Here is an 18,141-nt window from a genome sequence, read left to right on the forward strand (position 1 = left end):
CCGCGACGCGGGCCGGCTCGCGCGGGGCGACGACCGCGAGCCGGCCCGCGTCGCGGGACTCCCGGGCGACGGCGTCGGCGACCGCGCGCGGCAGGTCGTCCGCCCGGAGCGCCCAGGGGTGGACGCCCGTGGACCGGACCGAGCTCGGCGGCGCGAAGGAGGGGTCCGCGGAGCGGATCACCTCCGCCGCGACCTCCATGATCTCGGCGGGCGTGCGGTAGTTGACGCCGAGCCTGACGTGCTCCCAGCGGTCGCCGACGTACGGGGCGAGGATCGTGCCCCACGCGCCGACGCCGCCGGGCTCCGCGGTCTGCGCCGGGTCGCCGACGAGGGTCATCGAGCGGGTCGGGCAGCGGCGCATCAGCAGCCGCCACGCCATGGCGGACAGCTCCTGCGCCTCGTCCACGATGATGTGGCCGAACGCCCAGGTGCGGTCGGCCGCGGCGCGCTCGGCCGCGGTGCGGTGGTCGGCCTCCTCGTGCCGGTCGGCGAGCCGCTCGGCGTCGACCAGGTCGTGGGCGGCCAGCACCTCCGAGTCCTCGTCCTCGCGGTCCTCGAACTCCTGGGTGCGGGAGCCGTAGGAGAGGTCGAGCACGCCCTGCGCGTACGCGATGCGCTCCTGGCGTTCCGCCTCGGCGAGGGCGCGGGCGGCCGAGTCATCCTCGCCGAGGAGTTCGGCGGCCTCGTCCAGCAGCGGGACGTCCGCGGGCGTCCAGTCGCCGCCCTCGCGCCGGATGGCGGCCGCGGCGTCCTCCGGCAGGTGGACGGGCTCGGCGAGGAAGTCGGCGACGAGCCCCTGCGGGGTGAGGACGGGCCACAGCTCGTCGATGGCGGCGCGCACCCCGGGGCTGGCGGCGACGGCCTTGCCGAGCTGGGCGACGTCGTCCGGGCCGAGGAGGTTCGGGCCGCCGTACGGGTCGGCTCCGATACGGTCGGCGAGCTGCGCGGTCAGCGCGTCGATGACGCGGAACGCGAAGTACGGGCGGGCGAGGTTGTGCGGCAGGTTCGTGGCGCGCGCCTGGTCCCGCGCCTGCTCCGCGATGGCCGCGTCCAGCAGCAGTTCGCCGTCCTCGTGGTCGATGACGATCGCGGGGTCGGGGAGCGTCTGCCGGTCGCGTACGAAGCGGGCCAGGGCCTCGGCCATCGTGGCGGCGCCCTTGACCGCGGCGGCCTCGGGGGTGTCCGTGCCGGTCGCGGTCACGCCGGGGAAGAGCTCGGCGGGCGTGGCGAGCAGGACGCCGGTCTCGCCGAGCGAGGGCAGCACCTCGCCGATGTAGCCGAGGAAGGCGGGGTTGGGGCCGACGATCAGCACGGCGCGGCGGGCCAGTTGCTCGCGGTGCGCGTAGAGCAGGAAGGCGGCGCGGTGCAGCGCCACCACGGTCTTGCCGGTGCCCGGCCCGCCCTCGACGACGAGGACGCCCTGGTGCGGGGCGCGGATGATGCGGTCCTGGTCCGCCTGGATGGTCTGCACGATGTCGTGCATGCGGCCGGTGCGCGCCGCGTCCAGCGCCGCGAGCAGGACGGCGTCGGCGTCGGCGCCCTCGTGCCCGGTGCGTTCGCCGTCCGTGAGGTCCAGGATCTCGTCGTGCAGCGCGGTGACCCGGCGGCCCTCGGTGGTGATGTGACGCCTGCGGCGCAGCCCCATCGGGGTGTGGCCGGTGGCGAGGTAGAAGGGGCGCGCGACGTCGGCACGCCAGTCGACGATCAGGGGGGTGCGGTCGGCGTCGTCGCGGCGCATGCCGATGCGGCCGATGTGGTGGTCACGCCCGTCGCGGAACGCGAGGCGGCCGAAGCAGAGCCCGTTCTCACCGGCGTTGAAGGCGGCGAGCAGGCCGGACTGCTCCGCCACGAGCACGTCGCGCTCCAGGCGTGCCTGGAAGGTGTTCCCAGCAGGCGACAGCGCCGCGGCGACCGCCGCCTCGGCCTGCGTACGCAGTTCGGCGAGGCGGTCGTGGAGCAGGCCGATGAATTCCTGCTCGCGCCGCATTTCCTCGTTTGACAATTCGACTCCCGCCCGGATATGATGACTCCATAAAGCTTCTCCGTGACCCCCGTTGCCGTGGGCACGGAATTTTCCATATTACGCGCGGAAACACCCCGGCCGTCAATACGTGCCGGGGTTTTCTGTGCTTCGGGGACCAGACCACCGCCATCATCGCGGCACTCCACAGCGCCGTTCCGCCCCAGGCCCCTCGATCGGTGGAGTTGAATCCGAATCCCGTCCGGCGCGGGCTGTCACCGCGTAGCGTCCCGGGAAAACCGAGGGCGGAAGGGGACATGGTGGGAACTCCTGGGGCAGCGGGAATCCCGCGTCGCGAGGTGCTGCGCTACGGGGCCGCGGCGGCCGGTACGGCGGGGTTCGGTTCCCCGGCCCTGCGGCGGCGGCCCGTACGCCGCGGCGGCGCCCGAGGCCGCCGGGTCGCGGTGCTCGGTGCCGGAGTCGGGGGTCTGACCTGCGCTCATGAACTGGCCGAGCGCGGCTTCGAGGTGACTGTCCACGAGCGTCGCGCCGTGCCCGGCGGCAAGGCCCGCTCCCTGTACGTCCCGCACACCGGCACCGGCGGCCGCCGTGATCTGCCCGGTGAGCACGGGCATCGCGGCGTGTTCGGCTTCTACCACAATCTGCCCGACACCCTGCGGCGGATTCCCCTGCCGGGCGGCGGCACCGTCTTCGACAACCTCACCCCCGTGAAGTGGATCGAGCTCGCCCGCTCCGGCAACCGCGTCAACACCCCGGTACCCATCAGGCCGGGGCCCCTCGATCTCCGAAGGCTCGATCTCGCCGACACGGGCCTGCTGGTCAACACCGTCGCCGGCCTCCTCGACGAACTCCTCCACCTCCCGCTCACGGAAACCCTCTTCCTCGCCAAACAATTCGTGATGCTGTTCACCAGCTGCACCGAGCGCCAGTTCGGCCAGTGGGAATACATCGACTGGTGGCACTACATCCAGGCCGACCGGATGTCGCCCGACTACCAGCGGATCTGGGGCGGGGGCGTCCAGCTCATCCAGGCGCTCAGACCCACCACCGCCAGTGCCCGCACCGTCGGGCAGGGCGCCGAGGCGATCCTCCACGACCTTCTGGGGCTCGGCAGCGACGGCCCCGCCGACCGCGTCTTCAACGGCCCCACCAGCGAGGCATGGATCGACCCCTGGACCGCCCACCTGCGTTCCCTGGGCGTCCGCTTCGCCTTCGGCTGGTCGGTCGAGCGACTCGACGTGCGAGGCGGCCGGATCACCGCTGCCGCCGCCCGCGCCCCCGACGGCACGACCGCTCGTATCGACGCCGACTGGTTCGTCGCCGCTGTCCCCTCCGACCGTGCGGTATCACTGTGGAACCCCACGCTGCGCGCGGCCGATCCCCGCCTGGCCGCCATGGACCGGCTCCAGCACACCTGGTCCAACGGCATCCAGTACTTCCTGGACCGTCCCACCTCCACCGTCCCAGGCCACATCGTGCACATCGACTCCCCCTGGAAACTGGTCTCCATCAGCCAGTCCAGGCTCTGGCACGCCCGGTTCGCCGATACCTGGGGCAACGGCCGGGCACAGGAGTCGCTCTCCGTGGTGATCTCCGACTGGGACACCCCGGGCATCCTCTACGCCAGACCCGCACGCCGGTGCACCCGGGCCGAGGTGTCCCGCGAGGTATGGGCCCAGATGCGGGCCCACCTCGACAAGAACGGCGAACACGCGCTGGACGACACCACGATCCGGTCCTGGCACCTGGACGAGGCCATCACCGAAACCCCCGACGGGCTGCGCAACGACGATCCCTATCTGCTCAACTCCACCGGTTCGTGGGACCTTCGCCCCGAAGCCACCACGGCCGTCACCAACCTCTTCCTCGCCGCCGACTACGTCCGCACCCACAGCAACGTCGACTTCACCTCGATGGAAACCGCGAACGAGGCCGCACGCCGGGCCGTCACCGCCCTGCTCACCGCGGCCGACGCCGGGGAGGCCCGCCCGGTGCCGACGTTCAAGGGATACGAGGCACCGGAGTTCGCAGCGGCGAAGGCCGTGGACCGCGACCGCTGGCGGCGCGGACTGCCCCACGTTCTCGACGCGGAACGCCGCTGACTGATTCCACGCCCACGGTCAGGGCGGTCGTGGCGGGGATGAGTTCCCCTTCGAGGACGGTCTCGATGATCCGGGGCCGGCCCCAGAGCGCCAGGAGTTCGTTGGCGACGGCCACGCCGTGCAGGGGATCCTGGTCGTCATGCGCCGCGACGGCGGCGGCCGACAAGGTACGTGGGACGGCTCCGGCGTCCAGGAGGACGCGCCATTCCCGCGGGCCGAGCTCGAGGAACTCCAGTCCGGTGAGCCGGGCGATCTCCAGAGGGTCGGCGAGCGTGCCGGGGCGGGCGGTAAGAGTACGCAGGCGGGGCAGCCCGGTGACGGGGGCAAGGCTGAACGGCGCGCCGTCCCACACGCCGATGGACAGGACTTCCAAAGCGGGGTGAGCGGCAGCCTGAACGGTCCGCAGGCCGTGGCTGCCGACCTTGGCCACGACCGGCAGCCGGTCCCCGGAACGGTCACGGCCCTCCTCCCTCACCCGGTTCAGCACCAGGTCGGTGAGGGAGTCGGCCACGAGTTCGGCACCGATACTCTGTTCGTGGTCGACCAGGATGATCTGCCCGGTGTGCCCGCACGGGCCGGGCGTCAGGTCGACCGCCAGCTCGTCGCCGCCGTTGGTCCCGAAGACGATCCATCCAGGCGAGCCGGCCAGGCCCTGCACCGCGGCGTCGGGCGGGGTGACGGCCGCCCTCGTCGCCGAGAGCTCCCAGCGGGAGTGACGGCCCGCGGCGTCGACGCTGTACAGGTCGTCCAGGGCGAGGATGTCGTATCCGACCACCCCGGCGACGCGGTCTCCCGCCTCGTAGTCGTCGCCCCGGTCCTCCCACCGGGCCCGAGTCACCCGGTAGAGCACCTTGAGCTCGTCGGGCAGCGTGACGCCGAGGCGCGCTTCAGCCGCGGCGATCTCCTCCTCCGTCGCACCGATGGCGTCGGGCAGCCGCTCGCGGAGCGTCCGTTCCAGCGACTCCAGGTCGACCGAAGACGCCGGCACCGCCCCGGGTACGGGGTCGGGAAGGCGGCGCCAGGGCTCGGGCAGGGAACCGTCGACCAGGACGAGCACTCCCAGGCCCGGGCGGCCGATGGCGGCTTCCACCGCCGGGTTGGACCAGACGACTCGGAGTGCGGTCCTGCCGTCGGGCCGGACCTCCGCCGTGAACGCCACTTCCTCGACTCCGGCGCGCGCGAGCGCCCTCTGTATGCACTCCACAGCGTCTCGCTCCGGCGATGACATGCGTCCCCGCACGGCCAGACTCCAGCCATGCCGACCGATGCGTCCCGCCACGCGCACGGACCGGGCGGCACACCTCCCCGTATCGCCGGCCAGCAGAAGCCGCAGCACGGGTTCCCAGGTCGCGAAGTCACGTACCGATGGCAAGGGGGGCCTCTGATCAACCATGCCCGGACCGTACGCGACACCACTGACACGAGACGGGTGGCGGGAGGTCCCGATGCGGCCGGGCTGCCGGTCGAGCAGGCCTGGGCGCCCCCGGCCCCGACCGGCCGTCACCGGGCCAGCCGTCCCAGCAGTGACGCCGCCGCCGCGATGCCGAGTACGGTCGCGACGGTCAGGACGGCGAAGTCCGTGGCCAGGTGTGCCGGGGTGGAGATGAGGAGGCCGCGGAGGGCGTCGACCTCGTAGCTGAGGGGGTTCGCCGCGCTCACGGCCTTGAGCCAGCCCGGCATGACCGAGACGGGGTAGAGCGCGTTGGAGCCGAAGAAGAGCGGCATGGTGATGGCCTGGCCGATGCCCATCAGGCGGTCGCGGGTGAGGACGATGCCGGCGATCGACATGGACAGGCAGGAGAAGAAGGCCGAGCCGAGCAGGACGGCCGCCACGACGCCGAGGAGCTTGAGGGGGTTCCAGGTGAGGGCCACGCCCAGCACGGCCGCGAGCGCGACGACGACCACGGCCTGGATCACCGCCTTGACCCCGGCGGCGAAGGCCTTGCCCGTGACCAGGGCGGTCCGGGGCGTGGGGGTCACCAGGAGTTTGGTCAGCACCCCGGAGTCCCGCTCCCAGATGATCATGATGCCGTAGAAGATGGCGATGAACATCGCGGACTGCGCGATGATCCCGGGCGCGAGGTAGTCGAGGTAGGGGACGTCCGTCGGGATGGCGTGGATCCGGGTGAAGGTCTCACCGAAGATCAGCAGCCAGAGCGCGGGCTGCACGGCGCGGGTGTAGAGCTCGGTGCGGTCGTGCCGCAGCTTCTGCAGCTCGACGGCGCACATCGCCCAGGTGCGGGCGGGGATCACCCGCCAGCCCCCGCGTGGGCGCGGCGGCGTCAGCAGCAGGGGGAACGCGGTCTCGGCCGACACGGCGTCAGCCGACGCGGGACGCGGTGCGGCGGGTACGGCGGACATCGCGGAACTCCCCTCGCTCCTCGTCGGCGCCCGGCCCGGTCAGCCCGCTGCCCGCGACGTGCCGGAACACGTCCTCCAGAGTCGGCGGGGCGGCTTCGGCGCTCTCGCCGTCGGCTTCGCGGCGGTGGGCGACCAGGGCGCCCTTCAGTTCGTCGGGGGTGCCCAGGGCCCGGATGCGGCCCTGGTGCATCAGCGCCACGCGATCGCAGCGCCGGTCGGCCTCCTCCATGGAGTGGGTCGTGACCAGCACGGTCATGCCGGTGCCCGCCCGTATGCGGTTGATGCGGTCCCACACGCTGTCCCGGGCGATCGGGTCGAGGCCGACGGTCGGCTCGTCCAGGATCATCAGCCGGGGCGCACTGACCAGGGCCTGCGCGAGCTCCAGCCTGCGCACCATGCCGCCCGAGTACGTGCTCACGAGCCGGTCGGCGACGTCGGCGAGCCCGACCGCCTCCAGCGCCTGCGCGACGCGGTCCGCGCGTTCCCGGCGGGGCGAGTCGAAGACGCGGGCGAAGAGCGCGACGTTCTCCCGCCCGGTCAGTCCTCCGTCGGCGGACAGTTGCTGCGGCACGTAGCCGAGCAGGCGCCGTACGGCCATCCGCTGCCGGGCCGCGTCGTGTCCGAAGACCTCGATGACGCCGGGCGGTACGGGCAGCAGCGTGGTGATGGTCCGCATCGTGGTCGTCTTGCCCGCTCCGTTGGGGCCGAGGAGGCCGAAGACCTCTCCCGGGGTGACGGACAGGTCCAGCCCGTCGACCGCGGTGACGGTTCCGAAGGCGTAGCGCAGTCCGCGGCAGCGAACGGCCGCTTCCGGTATGGATTCCGGCGGTTGCGGTTGCAGGGGTGCGGTCATGGTGCCTCCCCGGTGGTGCGGAGGGACTCCGCGAGCCGTCTGAGGGCGGGCAGCGCCGCGGCGAGGGCGGCCCGGTCCGCGGGGGTGAGCGTCGCGAGCCGGTCGCGGAAGAGGGCGCCGCGCCGGGCGTCGAGGTCCCGCAGCCTCTCCAGACATGCGGGGGTCGGGTGCAGCATGGCGGCGCGGCCGTCGCGCGGGTCGGTCTCGCGACGCAGCAGACCGGCCCTGACCAGTTGGTTCACCAGAGTGCTGACGGAATTGGCCGCCAGATAGAGCTCTTTGGCGGCGGCGGAGACCCCGATGCCGGGGCGTTCCACGACCACGCGCAGGAGTTCGGCCTGGGCACCGCGCAGGCGCGGGGCGGCCAGACCGGCCCATACGCTTCGCCTGGCCAGCCTCTGGATGCCCTTCAGCACTCCGGCGAGCTCGTCGGAGAGGCCGTCTGCGCTCACCCGTTCAGCGTACCTCTGGGTGAGAGGCTTTCGGAGGGCTGTACCGGTCCGGCGTACCGCCCTAGCCGTGGCGTCAGCGGCGGCGGAGGCCCGCGGTGAGCATGCTCGTGCCGGTCAGCGCGAAGAGCCCGGCGGAGACGTCGAGACCGGCGGTGTCGGGTGTGCGGTCGCCGGGTTCGACGACGTACGGGCCGAGGAGGCCCGCCGGGTCCCGCAGCAGGGTCACCTGCTGGAGTGGCCGGAACTGTCCCATGCAGTTCTGCTGCTCGGACAGCCGGTGGACGGCGCCGGACGTGTCGATCACGGTGCAGGTGGCCCGTTCTGTGCCCTTGGCGTTCCGGTGCGCACCGGCCCGGGCGACCACGGCGTCGACGGGGTCGCCGAGCTCCTTCGCGTACAGGTCGTGGAGCGCGGGGCCCGCGAAGAGGAGCAGGCCGAAGGCCGACAGGCAGGTGACGGTCGCGGCGCCCGGCCGGCGCCACTCGCCGCCCGCCACCCCGGCCGCGGCGCCGACGGTGGCGAAGCCGAGGGGGATGGTGAACCAGAGGCCGTTCGGGTACTGGGCGCACCACCCCCCGAGGGTGGCCAGCCCCGGGACGGCGACGGCCCACTTGACGCTGGTGCGCCGACGGTGCCGCAGCCCGCATTCGGCCCTCGCGGTCGCCCCCCTCCCCGCGGCGACGGCGGTCGTGGGCGCCAGAGCGGCCTCGATCACGTTCACGGTCCCCCTCCGTGCCCTTCATAAGAAGATCGTCCCCAACATACCCGACATGTTCAGGACAGTTTTTGGCCACCCCCGCCCGGAACCATACCTTCCCGTCGGTTTCGATGCGCCGGACCCCGCCGGGCCCTGCCGGACGGAGATGACCCGAGGTCACGTACCCCGCGGGCCGTAGCGTGGCCGGCCACCGGAAGGCACATGACCGGGCTCCTGTCGGGGAGGAAAACGTCCGGGCCTCCACTGGCGAGAGCTGGTGCCACGACCGTCGCCACCGGGTTCCTCGCACACGCCGCCACCGCGCGACACCACACCGCCCTTGCCCTCGACAACGACCAGGACGGTCAACGGTCCCTGAGTTACGACGAGTTGCGCCGCAGCGCGCCCGCTCCGGGAGCCGACGTGACCCTGCCTGCGTGCGGGCGGCCCGCGGGAGACAGAATGCCCGGGTGCTGAGCTTGCATCGTGAGGGCCGGTCGCCCGTCCACGCCGTGCCCGCCGGGGTGAAGCTGCTGGTCCTGTTCGCCGCGGGCACGGCGTTGTTCTTCGTACGCTCCGTCGCCGTGCTCGGCGGCGCGATGGCCGGGGTGGCGCTGTGCTACGCGCTCGCCCGCGTGCCCTGGCGGATCGCGGCCCGGCAGGTGCTGACGGTGGTGCCGTTCGCGGTGGCACTGTCGGCCGTCCAGTGGCTGGTCGGCGGCTGGGAGGCGGCGGTCCTGGTGGGGCAGCGCATGCTGGTGCTGGTGACACTGGCGAATCTGGTGACCCTGACGACCAGGACCTCCGCGATGGTCGCGGCGATCGAGACGGTGCTGCGGCCCCTGGCCCCGCTGGGGGTGCGGCCGGAGCGGGTCGGCCTGCTGGTGGCCATGACGATCCGGTTCATCCCGGTGATCAAGGAGCAGGCCGATCAGGTGCGGGCCGCGCAGCGGGCGCGCGGGGTGGAGCGGAGTACGGCGTTCCTGGCCCCGCTGCTGGTGAAGACGTTGCGGCTGGCGGACGGGCTGGGCGAGGCGCTCGACGCGCGAGGCGTGGACGGGACCGTCACCAGGCCGCCGGAGAAGACCGAGCAGGCAGGGGAAGCCGGGAAGGCCCGGAGGCCCCGGGAAGGCCGCACTCTATGATGATCCGCCGGAGCGAAGGTCGCTCGGGACGGACCGGGGGATCGGGCTTGCGTACGAAGGACATGGCACAGATCGCGCTGTTCGCCGCGATCATGGTGGTGCTCGGTTTCTTTCCGCTGATCGAGCTGCCGCTCGTGCCCGCTCCGTTCACGTCCCAGACGCTCGGGGTGATCCTGGCGGGCGCGATCCTCGGGGCGCGCCGGGGAGGGCTCGCGATCCTGCTGTTCGTCGTCCTGGTCGTGATCGGTCTGCCGGTGCTGCCGGGCGGCCGTGGCGGACTGGGCGTCATCATGGGGCCGACCGGCGGCTTCGTCCTCGCGTACCCCGTGGGCGCGTTCGTCACGGGCCTGCTGACCGAGCGGCTGTGGCGGCGCTACACCCACGTGACGGCTCTGTTCTGCAACTTCGTCGGCGGCGCGTTGGTGCTGTACGCCATCGGCATTCCGTGGATGGCCGTCGCCGCGCACCTGTCGCTCGCGAAGGCCTTCACGGGCTCCGTCGTCTTCCTGCCGGGCGACGTGGTCAAGGTCGTGATCGGTTCGCTGGCGGCGGTGACCGTGCGCCGGGCCTATCCGATGATCGCGCCCGGGCGGCGGGCGGTCCGGGACGAGCGCGCGTGATCGAGATCGAGGGCGTCGGCCACCGGTACGGCGAGCGCCGGGTGCTGCGGGACGTCGACCTGCGGCTGACGGAGGACCGCGTCGGCGTCATCGGGTCGAACGGCTCGGGCAAGAGCACCTTCGCCCGGCTGCTGAACGGCCTGCTGGTGCCCACCGAGGGCCGCGTCGGCGTGGACGGCCTCGACACCAGGCGCCGGGGCAAGGAGGTCCGGCGCCGCGTGGGCTTCGTCTTCCAGGACCCGGACATCCAGATCGTGATGCCCACGGTCGCCGAGGATCTCGCGTTCGGGCTGAAGGGCCGCGGGCTGGGCAAGGAGGAGATCCGCGCCCGGGTCACGGAGGCGCTGGAGGAGTACGGGCTGAGCGAGTTCCGCGACCATCCGGCGCATCTGCTGAGCGGTGGCCAGAAGCAGCTGCTGGCGATCGCCGCGGTCCTGGTGACCGGTCCCCGCTACGTGGTGTTCGACGAGCCGACGACCCTGCTGGACCTGCGGAACAAGCGCCGCGTCGGGAAGCTCGTCCGCGAACTCGGCCAGAAGGTCGTGGTGGTCTCGCACGACCTCGACCTGCTGGCGGACTTCGACCGGGTCATCGTGTTCGACCAGGGCCGGGTGGTGGCGGACGGCCCGGCCGAGGAGAGCATCGCCGCGTACGTCGCGATGCACCCGCCGCTGTAGCGGCCGCGCGGGAACCGCGGCACCGGGCCCCGCGACCGGGCTCACGCGGCCCGGTGGAACGGCGGGGCGGCGGGGCGACAGGCTCAGCCGCCGAGTTTCTTGGGTGCCGGGAGGGGCGCGGAGTCGGCGGTCCTGGTGAAGGTGTCCTTCCTGCCTCCGCCCCAGGAGACGACGAGCGTCGTGCCCTCCGCCTGTTCGACCGTGCCCGCGGAGCGCTCCTTGTTGCCGTCCGCGCAGGTCAGCGCGAGCGTCATCGGCTTCGCCTCCTCCGCCACGGTGCCGGTGCAGACGCGCTGCCCGTTGTTGGCGTAGACGACGGCCTTGCCCTGGTAGACGGACAGGCCGATCGCCCCGTCGTCGCCGTGCGCGCCGTAGACACCGTCGAGGCGCCCGCGGCCGCTGCTCGGGCGGGCGGTTGCCGTGGGCGGTCCGGCGGTGTCCTTCCCCGCGTCCGCCTTGTCGCTCTTGCCGCTCGTGCTGCCGCCGCCACCGCTGCCGCAGCCGGTCATCAGCACAGCGGCGATCAGCGCCGCCCCCGTGTACTGCACTGCCTTCCGCACGTGAACCCTCTCGATCGACGAACTGACGATCGACAAACTAACAGCGGTCGGCGAGCCGGTACCCCCGCTTCGGCACGGTCCGTACCAGGTCCGCGTGCACGCCCAGCGCCTTGCGGAGGCGTGCGACCGACACCTCCACGGCGTGCTCGTCGGGGCGGCCGCCGGGCCAGGCACGGCGCAGGAGTTCGGCGCGGCTGAGGACCCTGCCGGGCCGTTCGGCGAGGGCGCGCAGCACGGCGGCGGGCAGGGGCGGCAGCCACACCGGGTCGCCCGCGCCGAGCAGGGCGTTGCCCTGGAGGACCAGGCCGCCGCGGGAGTCCGCCAGATGATGGCGGCCGTGGTGCTGCAAGTGGTCGGTGAGGGTTCGGACGAGCGCGCCGAGCCTGCCCCGTTCCGGGTGGTGGGCGGGCACACCCGCCTCGCGCAGCGGCTGGGCGCAGAGCTCGCCGACGCAGAACGCGGCGACTGTGCCGCGCATCGCCGTGAGCAGGTCCTCGCGACGGCCGGCGGCGGCCGCGGCCTCCAGCAGGGCGACGGCGGCGGGGGCGCTGGTGAAGGTGAGGGCATGGAGTTCGCCGCGTACGGTCGTCTCGACGAGCCTGCGCACGGCGTCCGGGTCGTCCGGGGGTCCCCAGCGGTACACGGGCACCTCGATGACGTCGGCTCCCCGTTCCCGCAGGGCGGCGGTGAAGGAGTCGAGGGGCGCGCCGTGTTCCTGGACCGCGACGCGACGGCCGTGGAGGTCGTGGGCCAGCAGCCAGCCGAGGAGGTCCCGGTTGGCCTCGCTGGGCGGGGAGTATGCCTCGTCGAGGCCGCTGGCCCGTACCGCCCCGACGGCCTTCGGCCCGCGGCCGATGACGGCGGCGGCCCGGCAGACGCCGACGAGCGCGGCCCCCTGGCCCCACCCTTCGGCGGCGCACATCCAGCCGCGCCAGCCCACTCCGGTGGTGGCGACGACGTAGTCCAGGGGCGCCTCCAGACAGCGTTCGGTGGCGGCGCGCAGCGCGGTGTCGTCGTCGAGGGGGACGATGCTGAGCGTGGGGGCTTCGAGGGTGCGGGCGCCGCGGCGGCGCAGGAGAGCGACAAGTTCCTCGCGGCGGCGCGCGGCCGTCACGCCGACGGTGAAACCTGTCAGCGGTCCCGGTCCGGTGGTGGTTGTGCCCATGGACGCAGGCTGCCTCCAGGGTGTTTCCGGTGGGTTGCGGGAGTGTCATGCCGGTGGTGCGTGGCCGTTTCCGCTTGTTACGAGTGCGAGGCCCGGCCGGACGGCACCAACTCGACACACATGCCGTGCCCTTGGGCGGCGGTCTTACGGGGGCCGGGGTATGTGAAGATCCGCGTTCCTGATAGTGGTGAGCATGTGATCACTACCGCCTTATGTCCGACCGGCCCGCTCAGCACGGCCGGTGCCCTTTCGCAGATCCTCTTCGACCACGACGCCGCGCGGGTCCACGAGCCGTGGCGCAGGCTCGTCGCGTCGGACGCCTTCCGCTACCGGGTGGGGCTCTCGTCCGCGCAGCGGGTGCACCTCGCGTACGACCGGCTCGCCCTGCTCAACGCCTCGGTGGACGACCCGCTGGCGCTGGCGGCCGATCCGTACCGGCTGGCGGGCATGCACGAGTGGACGGCGGTCGTCGACAGCTCGCTGACGACCGTGGCGGGTATCCACTACAACCTCTTCCTGGGCAGCCTCCTCGACCACCGGGCCGTGGAGCGGCACGACACCGCCGACTTCGTCGCGCTGCGCCGCACCGGCACCTTCCTGTGCACCGAGTTGGAGCACGGCAACGACGCGGGCGCGCTGCGCACGACGGCGACGTTCGACCGGCGGGCGGGCGGGTTCGTCCTGCACACGCCCGCGGCCGGTGCGCAGAAGTTCATGCCGAACACCAGCGCCGCCGGGGGGCCGAAGAGCGCGGTGGTCGCGGCCAGGCTCATGGTGGACGGCGAGGACCACGGCGTCTTCCTCTTCCTGACCCCGCTCACCGACGTGGACGGCCCGCTGCCCGGCATCCGTATCCGTACGCTGCCGGAGCGCGCGGGCAGCCCGGTCGACCACTGTCTGACGTCCTTCGACCGGGTGCGCCTGCCCTGGTCGGCGCTGCTCGCGGGCGAGCACGGCGGCCTCACGCCCGAGGGCCTGCTCACCGGCAGGGCGGGGAGCAGACGGAGGCGCTTCCTGCAGGCCATCGGACGGGTGACGACCGGCCGGCTCTGCATGTCCGCGTCCGGGCTGGGCGGTGCCAGGACCGCGCTGGCCGTGGCCGTGCGCTACGCCCACCACCGCACCATTTCCGGCCCACGCCCGGACGAACGGGTTCCGCTGGCGGCACACCGCAGTCACCACGCACGGCTGCTGAACTGTCTGGCCACGGCGTACGCGATGACGTTCCTCCACCGCGAGACGCTGCGGCAGTGGGCGGAGCACGAGCCGCCGCGGCGGGAGCGCGCCGAGCGGCTCGTCGCGCTCTCCAAGGCGTGGATCACCTGGCAGGCGAGGGACATCGTCGTCGAGTGCCGTGAACGCTGCGGGGCGCAGGGGCTGTTCCCCGTGAACGGCATCGCGGACTTCCTGCTGAGCGTCGAGGGGGCGATCACCTCCGAGGGCGACAACCTGGCGGTCTGGGTCAAGGCGGCGGCCGAGCTGGTCTTCGACCCCCGCTCGGACGGGCTCCGGGGCACCGGGGCGCCGTCCCTCGACGACTGCGGCCATCTGCGGGACCTGCTGGCGGCGGTGGAGAGCGCCTGGCACCGCCGGGCCCGTACGCGGCTGCGCCGGGGCCCGCACCCCGACTCGCTCAGCCGCTGGAACGCGGCGGTCAACCCGGCCCTGGAGGCGGTCTCGGCCCACGCGGCCGTCCAGGCCGCCGACGCCTTCCTCGCGGCGGTGGCCCGCGCGGCCCACCCGGAGGCCCGGCGTCTGCTGCACGACCTGTGCCGGCTGTTCCTGCTCGGTCAGGTCGAACGGCACACGGGGAGCCTCCTGGTGGACGGCCGCATGACGGCGGACCAGGTCTGGCAACTGCCGGACGCGATGGACAACCTGACCGCTTCCCTGGCACCCCACATGACGACGCTGGTCGAGGCGTTCGCCGTACCGGAGGAGATCCTGGGGTCGATCCCTCTGGCCAACGCGGGGTACGTCGACGCGTTCGACGACCCGGAGGGACCGTGGCAGACCCCCTCGGGAGGTCTGCCGGCCCTGAACTGACCAGGGGCGCAGGGGCGAAGCCCCCGCTACTACGCCAGGGCGGCGCCCGTAAGGGGCGCGGGGAACTGCGCGCCCAGCCACAACGGACCCACAGCCGCGCACCGAGCGCAAGAGGCACCCCAGTAGGCGTACCCGGGCCCACCGGCCCGCAGCCGCGCGTGGAGCGCAGACGCACCCCGGTGGGCACGACCGGCCAGGGCAGGCCGGTGAGACGGCCGTCGAAGGAGACCGGGGTCCGCTGGATGCGGGCGTTGTGCGCGGCGAGCACCATGCGCGTGCCGGCCGCCGCGTTCGACGCAGAGCGGTTCCAGGCTGCGGAAACGCGTCAGGAGGCGGGCGAGGGTGGCGCTCAGCGCGTCCTGCTCCGTGGTCTCCGCCCGGGACCACGCGGGTGCGGCCAGCGCTCCGGACGTGCTGGCGGGCGAGAGGCTGGACCCCTCCGGACCTCGAACGATTTTTCCGGCGGCGTACGGAAGGCCGTCGTCCGGGTGACATCCCTGGCGCGCCTCGGGGGCCGCAAGGCGCGTACGCGTCAAGATCGGTCCGTCTGTACGTTTTTCATCTTGTGTCACTTGTCCCGTTCGGCCCGACGAGAGACCTGTCCGGAGGCCGCCATGAACGTCCTGCTGCTCGCCGACACGCTCAACAGCCTCACGCAGCGCGTCTACGCCGAGCTCGGTGACCACGGCCACAGGGTGGCGGTGGAGCGGGTGCCGCGCGGCGGCGATCCGGCCGCCGTCGTGGCCCGCCACTCCCCCGACCTGATCCTGGCTCCGATGCTCACCGCGTTCCTCCCGCGCGAGGTGTGGTCGGCATACCCCTGCCTGATCGTGCGCCCCGGGCCGATGGGCGACCGGGGCCCGTCGGCGCTCGACTGGGCGGTGCACGAAGGGGCGCGGGAGTGGGGCGTCACGGTCTTCCAGGCGACCGACGTGGTGGACGGCGGGGACGTGTGGGCCTCGGTCCCCTGTCCCGTACCGGTGGTGGCCAAGAGCGACCTGTACCGCAACGAGATCGCGGACGCGGCCCTCACGGCGGTGCTGCTGGCCGTGGATCGCTTTACGTCCGGCACGTATGTGCCGGTGCGGCAGGACGGCGCGGAGGGCGCGGCCGTGCGGGAGCGCCCGTACTTCGCCCAGGGGCTGCGGCGCATCGACTGGCAGGAGGACGACACCGAGACGGTGCTGGGCAAGCTGCGCACCGCCGACTCGCACCCCGGCGTGCTGGACACGCTGTGCGGACGGGAGTGGTACCTGCACGGCGGCCACTTCGAGGACCGGATGACGGGCCCTCCGGGCGAGCTGGTGGCCACGCGCGCGGGTGCCGTCTGCCGGGCCACACGCGACGGCGCGGTGTGGATCCCGCGGCTCCGGCGCCGCCGCCTGCCCGGGGAGCCGCCGGGCATCAAGCTGCCCGCCACGCTGGCGCTGGGCGAACTGCTGCCGGACCTGAGGGAGATGCCCGCGCCGCTCGCGCTCGGCGGACACCGCAGGACCTGGACCGACATCCGCTACAGCGAGGAGGGGGGAGCCGGGTTCCTGTGGTTCTCCTTCCCCGGGGGCGGGATGAGCACGACGCAGTGCAGGCGGCTGCTCGCCGCGTACCGCTACGCCCGTTCCCGGCCGGTTTCGGTGCTGGTCCTGGGCGGCGGCCGGGGCTTCTTCTCGCACGGCATCCACCTCAACGTCATCGAGGCCGCCGCCGATCCCGCCGAGGAGTCCTGGGCCAACGTCAACGCGCTCGACGACCTGGTGCACGCCGTGCTCACGACCACCGACCGGCTGGTCGTCTCGGCGCTGGGCGGCAACGCCTCCGCGGGCGGCGTGATGCTGGCCCTGGCGGCCGACGAGGTGTGGTGCAGGAGCGGGGTGGTGCTCCATCCGCGCTACCGGCTGATGGGGCTGTACGGCTCGGAGTACTGGACGTACTCGCTGCCGCGCCGCGTCGGCGCGGAGGCGGCGGAGCGGCTGATGGAGGAGGCCGCGCCCGTCAGCGCGGCGGCCGGGCGGCGCATGGGGCTGGTCGACAAGCTGGTGACGGCCACGCCCGGGGAGTTCGCGGCGCGCGTCACCGAGCTGGCCGGGGAGCTGACCGTGGCATCCGACCTCGGGGTGCGGGTCGCCTCGAAGCGGGCGGAGCGGGAGCGGGACGAGTCGCGGCGGCCGCTGGCGACCCACCGGGAGGAGGAGCTGTCGCGGATGCGCGCCGTCTTCTTCGACCGCGGCGCCCTCTACCACACCAGACGGCGGGCCTTCGTCCGGAGGGAGTCCCCGAGGACGGCCGAAGTGCCCGTCACAGCAGGTCGGTGAGCGGCAGTTCGGTGATGTCGGCGGGGGGCCGGGAGACGTAGAGGTCGGCGTGGTAGTAGCCGTCGTCCTCCTTGCCCGCCGTGCCGAGCCCCTGTTCGGCGAGAGCGTCGAACGCGGCGTGCCGCTCCGTGGCGTCGCTGAAGCGGCGCTGCCGGAAGGTGCGGCCCGGGAGCCGCTCCGTGACCAGGCCCGCCTCCGCGAGCACGTCGGCGACCGGCCCGTACGGCACCGTGCGCAGCACGAAGGCGGCGACCCACGGCGGGTGGGCCGTGCACGTGAGGAGCCTGGCGAAGGTGCGGGTGAAGATGTAGCCGATGCCGCCGGTGACGGTGACGAGGTCGGTGGCCGCGAGTGCCGCGCGCAGGTCCGGGCTGGGGTCGCCGGTCTCGAGGTTCTCCGCGAAGGCCCGGTCGAGCAGGCCCGCCGCGTCGGCGTACGCCACGGCCCTGGCCGCCACGTCGATGCCGGTCACACGCGCGGCGTCGGCCCTGCGCCGGGCGGCGAAGAAGGCACGGTCCTCGGCCGCGGCGCGCGGGGCGGTGTAGCGGGCGTAGAGGTCGTCGAGGGTGACCTCGTGGTTGAGCAGCGCGGCGTTGATCCCGTACGAGCAGCAGAGGTCGACCACGGCCGGGGACACGCGCTCGGGCCTCCGGGTGCGCAGAGCCTCCGTCAGCGTCCGGAAGACGGCCTGCCCGTGGTGGGGAATCTGATAGCCGAGAGGCTGAAGGGTCGTGAAGTACGTACTGGGGTCGGGGCAGTCGTAGATTTCGCCGAAGTCGGTCTTTCCCCAGTCCGAGCTCGCCGCAGTGAGGTCCGTCTCTGCTGACATCGGTGGCCTCCAGAGGGCGGTACCAGTGGTACCGAAGGGTGGCACGCGGAAGGATCTCGACGGCTTTCCAGAATACGGCCGAAACCGCAGGCCCCGCGCCTGCGGCGGGCTCTCGTACGAGTGAACGGGCGGGCGTACGCCGGGGCTTGCCGAAGCAGGCACCGGCGCCCGGGCAGGCGCATGGGCCTGGCGGCCCGCACCACCCCGGCGCGGACGCACGCGCGTGCCGGGGTGCGGTACGGGTTCGCGGGGCGGCAGTGACCCTTGACACTTAGGCGATTATCATGCACATTCCCATCGCTTGGTCCGGACCGCACAAGAGCCCGGGCCACACGCTCCCACCC

The 18,141-nt window shown here is 73.1% G+C and carries 15 protein-coding genes; 6 read left to right on the forward strand and 9 right to left on the reverse strand.

Features of this window, described 5'->3' with window-relative positions; translation table 11 throughout:
• Positions 1 to 1,987: AAA family ATPase (locus K6I34_RS12570; protein ID WP_229325361.1), on the reverse strand; the 1,987-nt coding region annotated here is incomplete at its 3' end.
• Between the two features lie 290 nt (positions 1,988 to 2,277).
• Here K6I34_RS12570 and K6I34_RS12575 point away from each other — a divergent pair.
• Positions 2,278 to 4,083 (forward strand): FAD-dependent oxidoreductase, encoded by a 1,806-nt coding sequence (locus K6I34_RS12575; protein ID WP_229325333.1) that lies wholly within the window; start codon positions 2,278 to 2,280, stop codon positions 4,081 to 4,083.
• Here the strand turns inward: K6I34_RS12575 and K6I34_RS12580 are convergent.
• The 5 genes from K6I34_RS12580 to K6I34_RS12600 form a co-directional block, all read right to left on the reverse strand.
• Positions 3,983 to 5,476 (reverse strand): SMI1/KNR4 family protein, encoded by a 1,494-nt coding sequence (locus tag K6I34_RS12580; protein ID WP_229325335.1) that lies wholly within the window; start codon positions 5,474 to 5,476, stop codon positions 3,983 to 3,985. The two genes, K6I34_RS12575 and K6I34_RS12580, sit on opposite strands and share 101 nt — an antisense overlap.
• Positions 5,477 to 5,583: 107 nt before the next feature.
• Positions 5,584 to 6,444: an ABC transporter permease gene (locus K6I34_RS12585; RefSeq protein WP_229325337.1), complete on the reverse strand. Its 861-nt coding sequence runs from the start codon at positions 6,442 to 6,444 to the stop codon at positions 5,584 to 5,586.
• The gene (locus tag K6I34_RS12590) at positions 6,404 to 7,297 is read right to left on the reverse strand and encodes an ABC transporter ATP-binding protein (RefSeq protein WP_229325339.1); all 894 of its coding nucleotides are present in this window, start codon (positions 7,295 to 7,297) and stop codon (positions 6,404 to 6,406) included. Before K6I34_RS12590 ends, K6I34_RS12585 begins: the two co-directional genes overlap by 41 nt.
• A complete protein-coding gene (locus K6I34_RS12595) occupies positions 7,294 to 7,749 on the reverse strand; it encodes a MarR family winged helix-turn-helix transcriptional regulator (protein ID WP_229325341.1) in 456 nt (151 codons plus the stop codon). Before K6I34_RS12595 ends, K6I34_RS12590 begins: the two co-directional genes overlap by 4 nt.
• A 73-nt stretch (positions 7,750 to 7,822) precedes the next feature.
• Complete coding sequence (locus tag K6I34_RS12600; RefSeq protein ID WP_229325343.1) at positions 7,823 to 8,470, reverse strand: hypothetical protein; 648 nt, start codon at positions 8,468 to 8,470, stop codon at positions 7,823 to 7,825.
• Between the two features lie 446 nt (positions 8,471 to 8,916).
• Between K6I34_RS12600 and K6I34_RS12605 the strand changes: the two genes are divergently transcribed.
• From K6I34_RS12605 to K6I34_RS12615, 3 genes are read left to right on the forward strand one after another with little or no spacing between them, the layout of a single operon-like run.
• Positions 8,917 to 9,591, forward strand: a complete 675-nt coding sequence (locus K6I34_RS12605) for an energy-coupling factor transporter transmembrane protein EcfT (RefSeq protein ID WP_229325346.1) — start codon at positions 8,917 to 8,919, stop codon at positions 9,589 to 9,591.
• A gap of 47 nt (positions 9,592 to 9,638) precedes the next feature.
• On the forward strand, positions 9,639 to 10,211 hold the full coding sequence (locus K6I34_RS12610) for a biotin transporter BioY (RefSeq protein WP_229325348.1): 573 nt from the start codon (positions 9,639 to 9,641) through the stop codon (positions 10,209 to 10,211).
• Positions 10,208 to 10,888 (forward strand): energy-coupling factor ABC transporter ATP-binding protein, encoded by a 681-nt coding sequence (locus K6I34_RS12615; protein ID WP_229325349.1) that lies wholly within the window; start codon positions 10,208 to 10,210, stop codon positions 10,886 to 10,888. The genes K6I34_RS12610 and K6I34_RS12615 overlap by 4 nt, the downstream gene beginning before the upstream one ends.
• An 83-nt stretch (positions 10,889 to 10,971) precedes the next feature.
• On the opposite strand, the gene K6I34_RS12620 is transcribed toward K6I34_RS12615, so the two are convergent.
• Both K6I34_RS12620 and K6I34_RS12625 read right to left on the reverse strand, forming a co-directional pair.
• The gene (locus K6I34_RS12620; RefSeq protein WP_229325351.1) at positions 10,972 to 11,448 is read right to left on the reverse strand and encodes a hypothetical protein; all 477 of its coding nucleotides are present in this window, start codon (positions 11,446 to 11,448) and stop codon (positions 10,972 to 10,974) included.
• A 37-nt stretch (positions 11,449 to 11,485) separates the two neighbouring features.
• Positions 11,486 to 12,613, reverse strand: coding sequence for a uroporphyrinogen-III synthase (locus K6I34_RS12625; RefSeq protein ID WP_229325353.1), 1,128 nt, complete (start codon positions 12,611 to 12,613; stop codon positions 11,486 to 11,488).
• 195 nt (positions 12,614 to 12,808) lie between these two features.
• On the opposite strand from K6I34_RS12625, the gene K6I34_RS38065 reads away from it, so the two are divergent.
• Positions 12,809 to 14,659 carry an acyl-CoA dehydrogenase gene (locus tag K6I34_RS38065; RefSeq protein ID WP_229325355.1) on the forward strand — a complete coding sequence of 617 codons (1,851 nt, stop codon included), beginning with the start codon at positions 12,809 to 12,811 and terminating at the stop codon, positions 14,657 to 14,659.
• 614 nt (positions 14,660 to 15,273) lie between these two features.
• The gene (locus K6I34_RS12635) at positions 15,274 to 16,968 is read left to right on the forward strand and encodes a hydrogenase maturation protein (RefSeq protein ID WP_229325357.1); all 1,695 of its coding nucleotides are present in this window, start codon (positions 15,274 to 15,276) and stop codon (positions 16,966 to 16,968) included.
• Here the strand turns inward: K6I34_RS12635 and K6I34_RS12640 are convergent.
• The gene (locus tag K6I34_RS12640; RefSeq protein WP_229325359.1) at positions 16,952 to 17,797 is read right to left on the reverse strand and encodes a hypothetical protein; all 846 of its coding nucleotides are present in this window, start codon (positions 17,795 to 17,797) and stop codon (positions 16,952 to 16,954) included. The genes K6I34_RS12635 and K6I34_RS12640 overlap by 17 nt on opposite strands.
• Positions 17,798 to 18,141: the final 344 nt, after the last annotated feature.

Source organism: Streptomyces sp. UNOC14_S4 (assembly GCF_020740835.1).
Classification (GTDB): Bacteria; Actinomycetota; Actinomycetes; order Streptomycetales; family Streptomycetaceae; genus Streptomyces.

What these genes read in the sequence shown, in the direction of transcription:
- K6I34_RS12575 (WP_229325333.1), top strand. Translation starts at nt 2,278, where the DNA reads ATGGTGGGAACTCCTGGGGCAGCGGGAATCCCGCGTCGCGAGGTGCTG.
- K6I34_RS12580 (WP_229325335.1), bottom strand. Translation starts at nt 5,476, where the DNA reads ATGGTTGATCAGAGGCCCCCCTTGCCATCGGTACGTGACTTCGCGACC.
- K6I34_RS12585 (WP_229325337.1), bottom strand. Translation starts at nt 6,444, where the DNA reads ATGTCCGCCGTACCCGCCGCACCGCGTCCCGCGTCGGCTGACGCCGTG.
- K6I34_RS12590 (WP_229325339.1), bottom strand. Translation starts at nt 7,297, where the DNA reads ATGACCGCACCCCTGCAACCGCAACCGCCGGAATCCATACCGGAAGCG.
- K6I34_RS12625 (WP_229325353.1), bottom strand. Translation starts at nt 12,613, where the DNA reads ATGGGCACAACCACCACCGGACCGGGACCGCTGACAGGTTTCACCGTC.
- K6I34_RS12635 (WP_229325357.1), top strand. Translation starts at nt 15,274, where the DNA reads ATGAACGTCCTGCTGCTCGCCGACACGCTCAACAGCCTCACGCAGCGC.
- K6I34_RS12640 (WP_229325359.1), bottom strand. Translation starts at nt 17,797, where the DNA reads ATGTCAGCAGAGACGGACCTCACTGCGGCGAGCTCGGACTGGGGAAAG.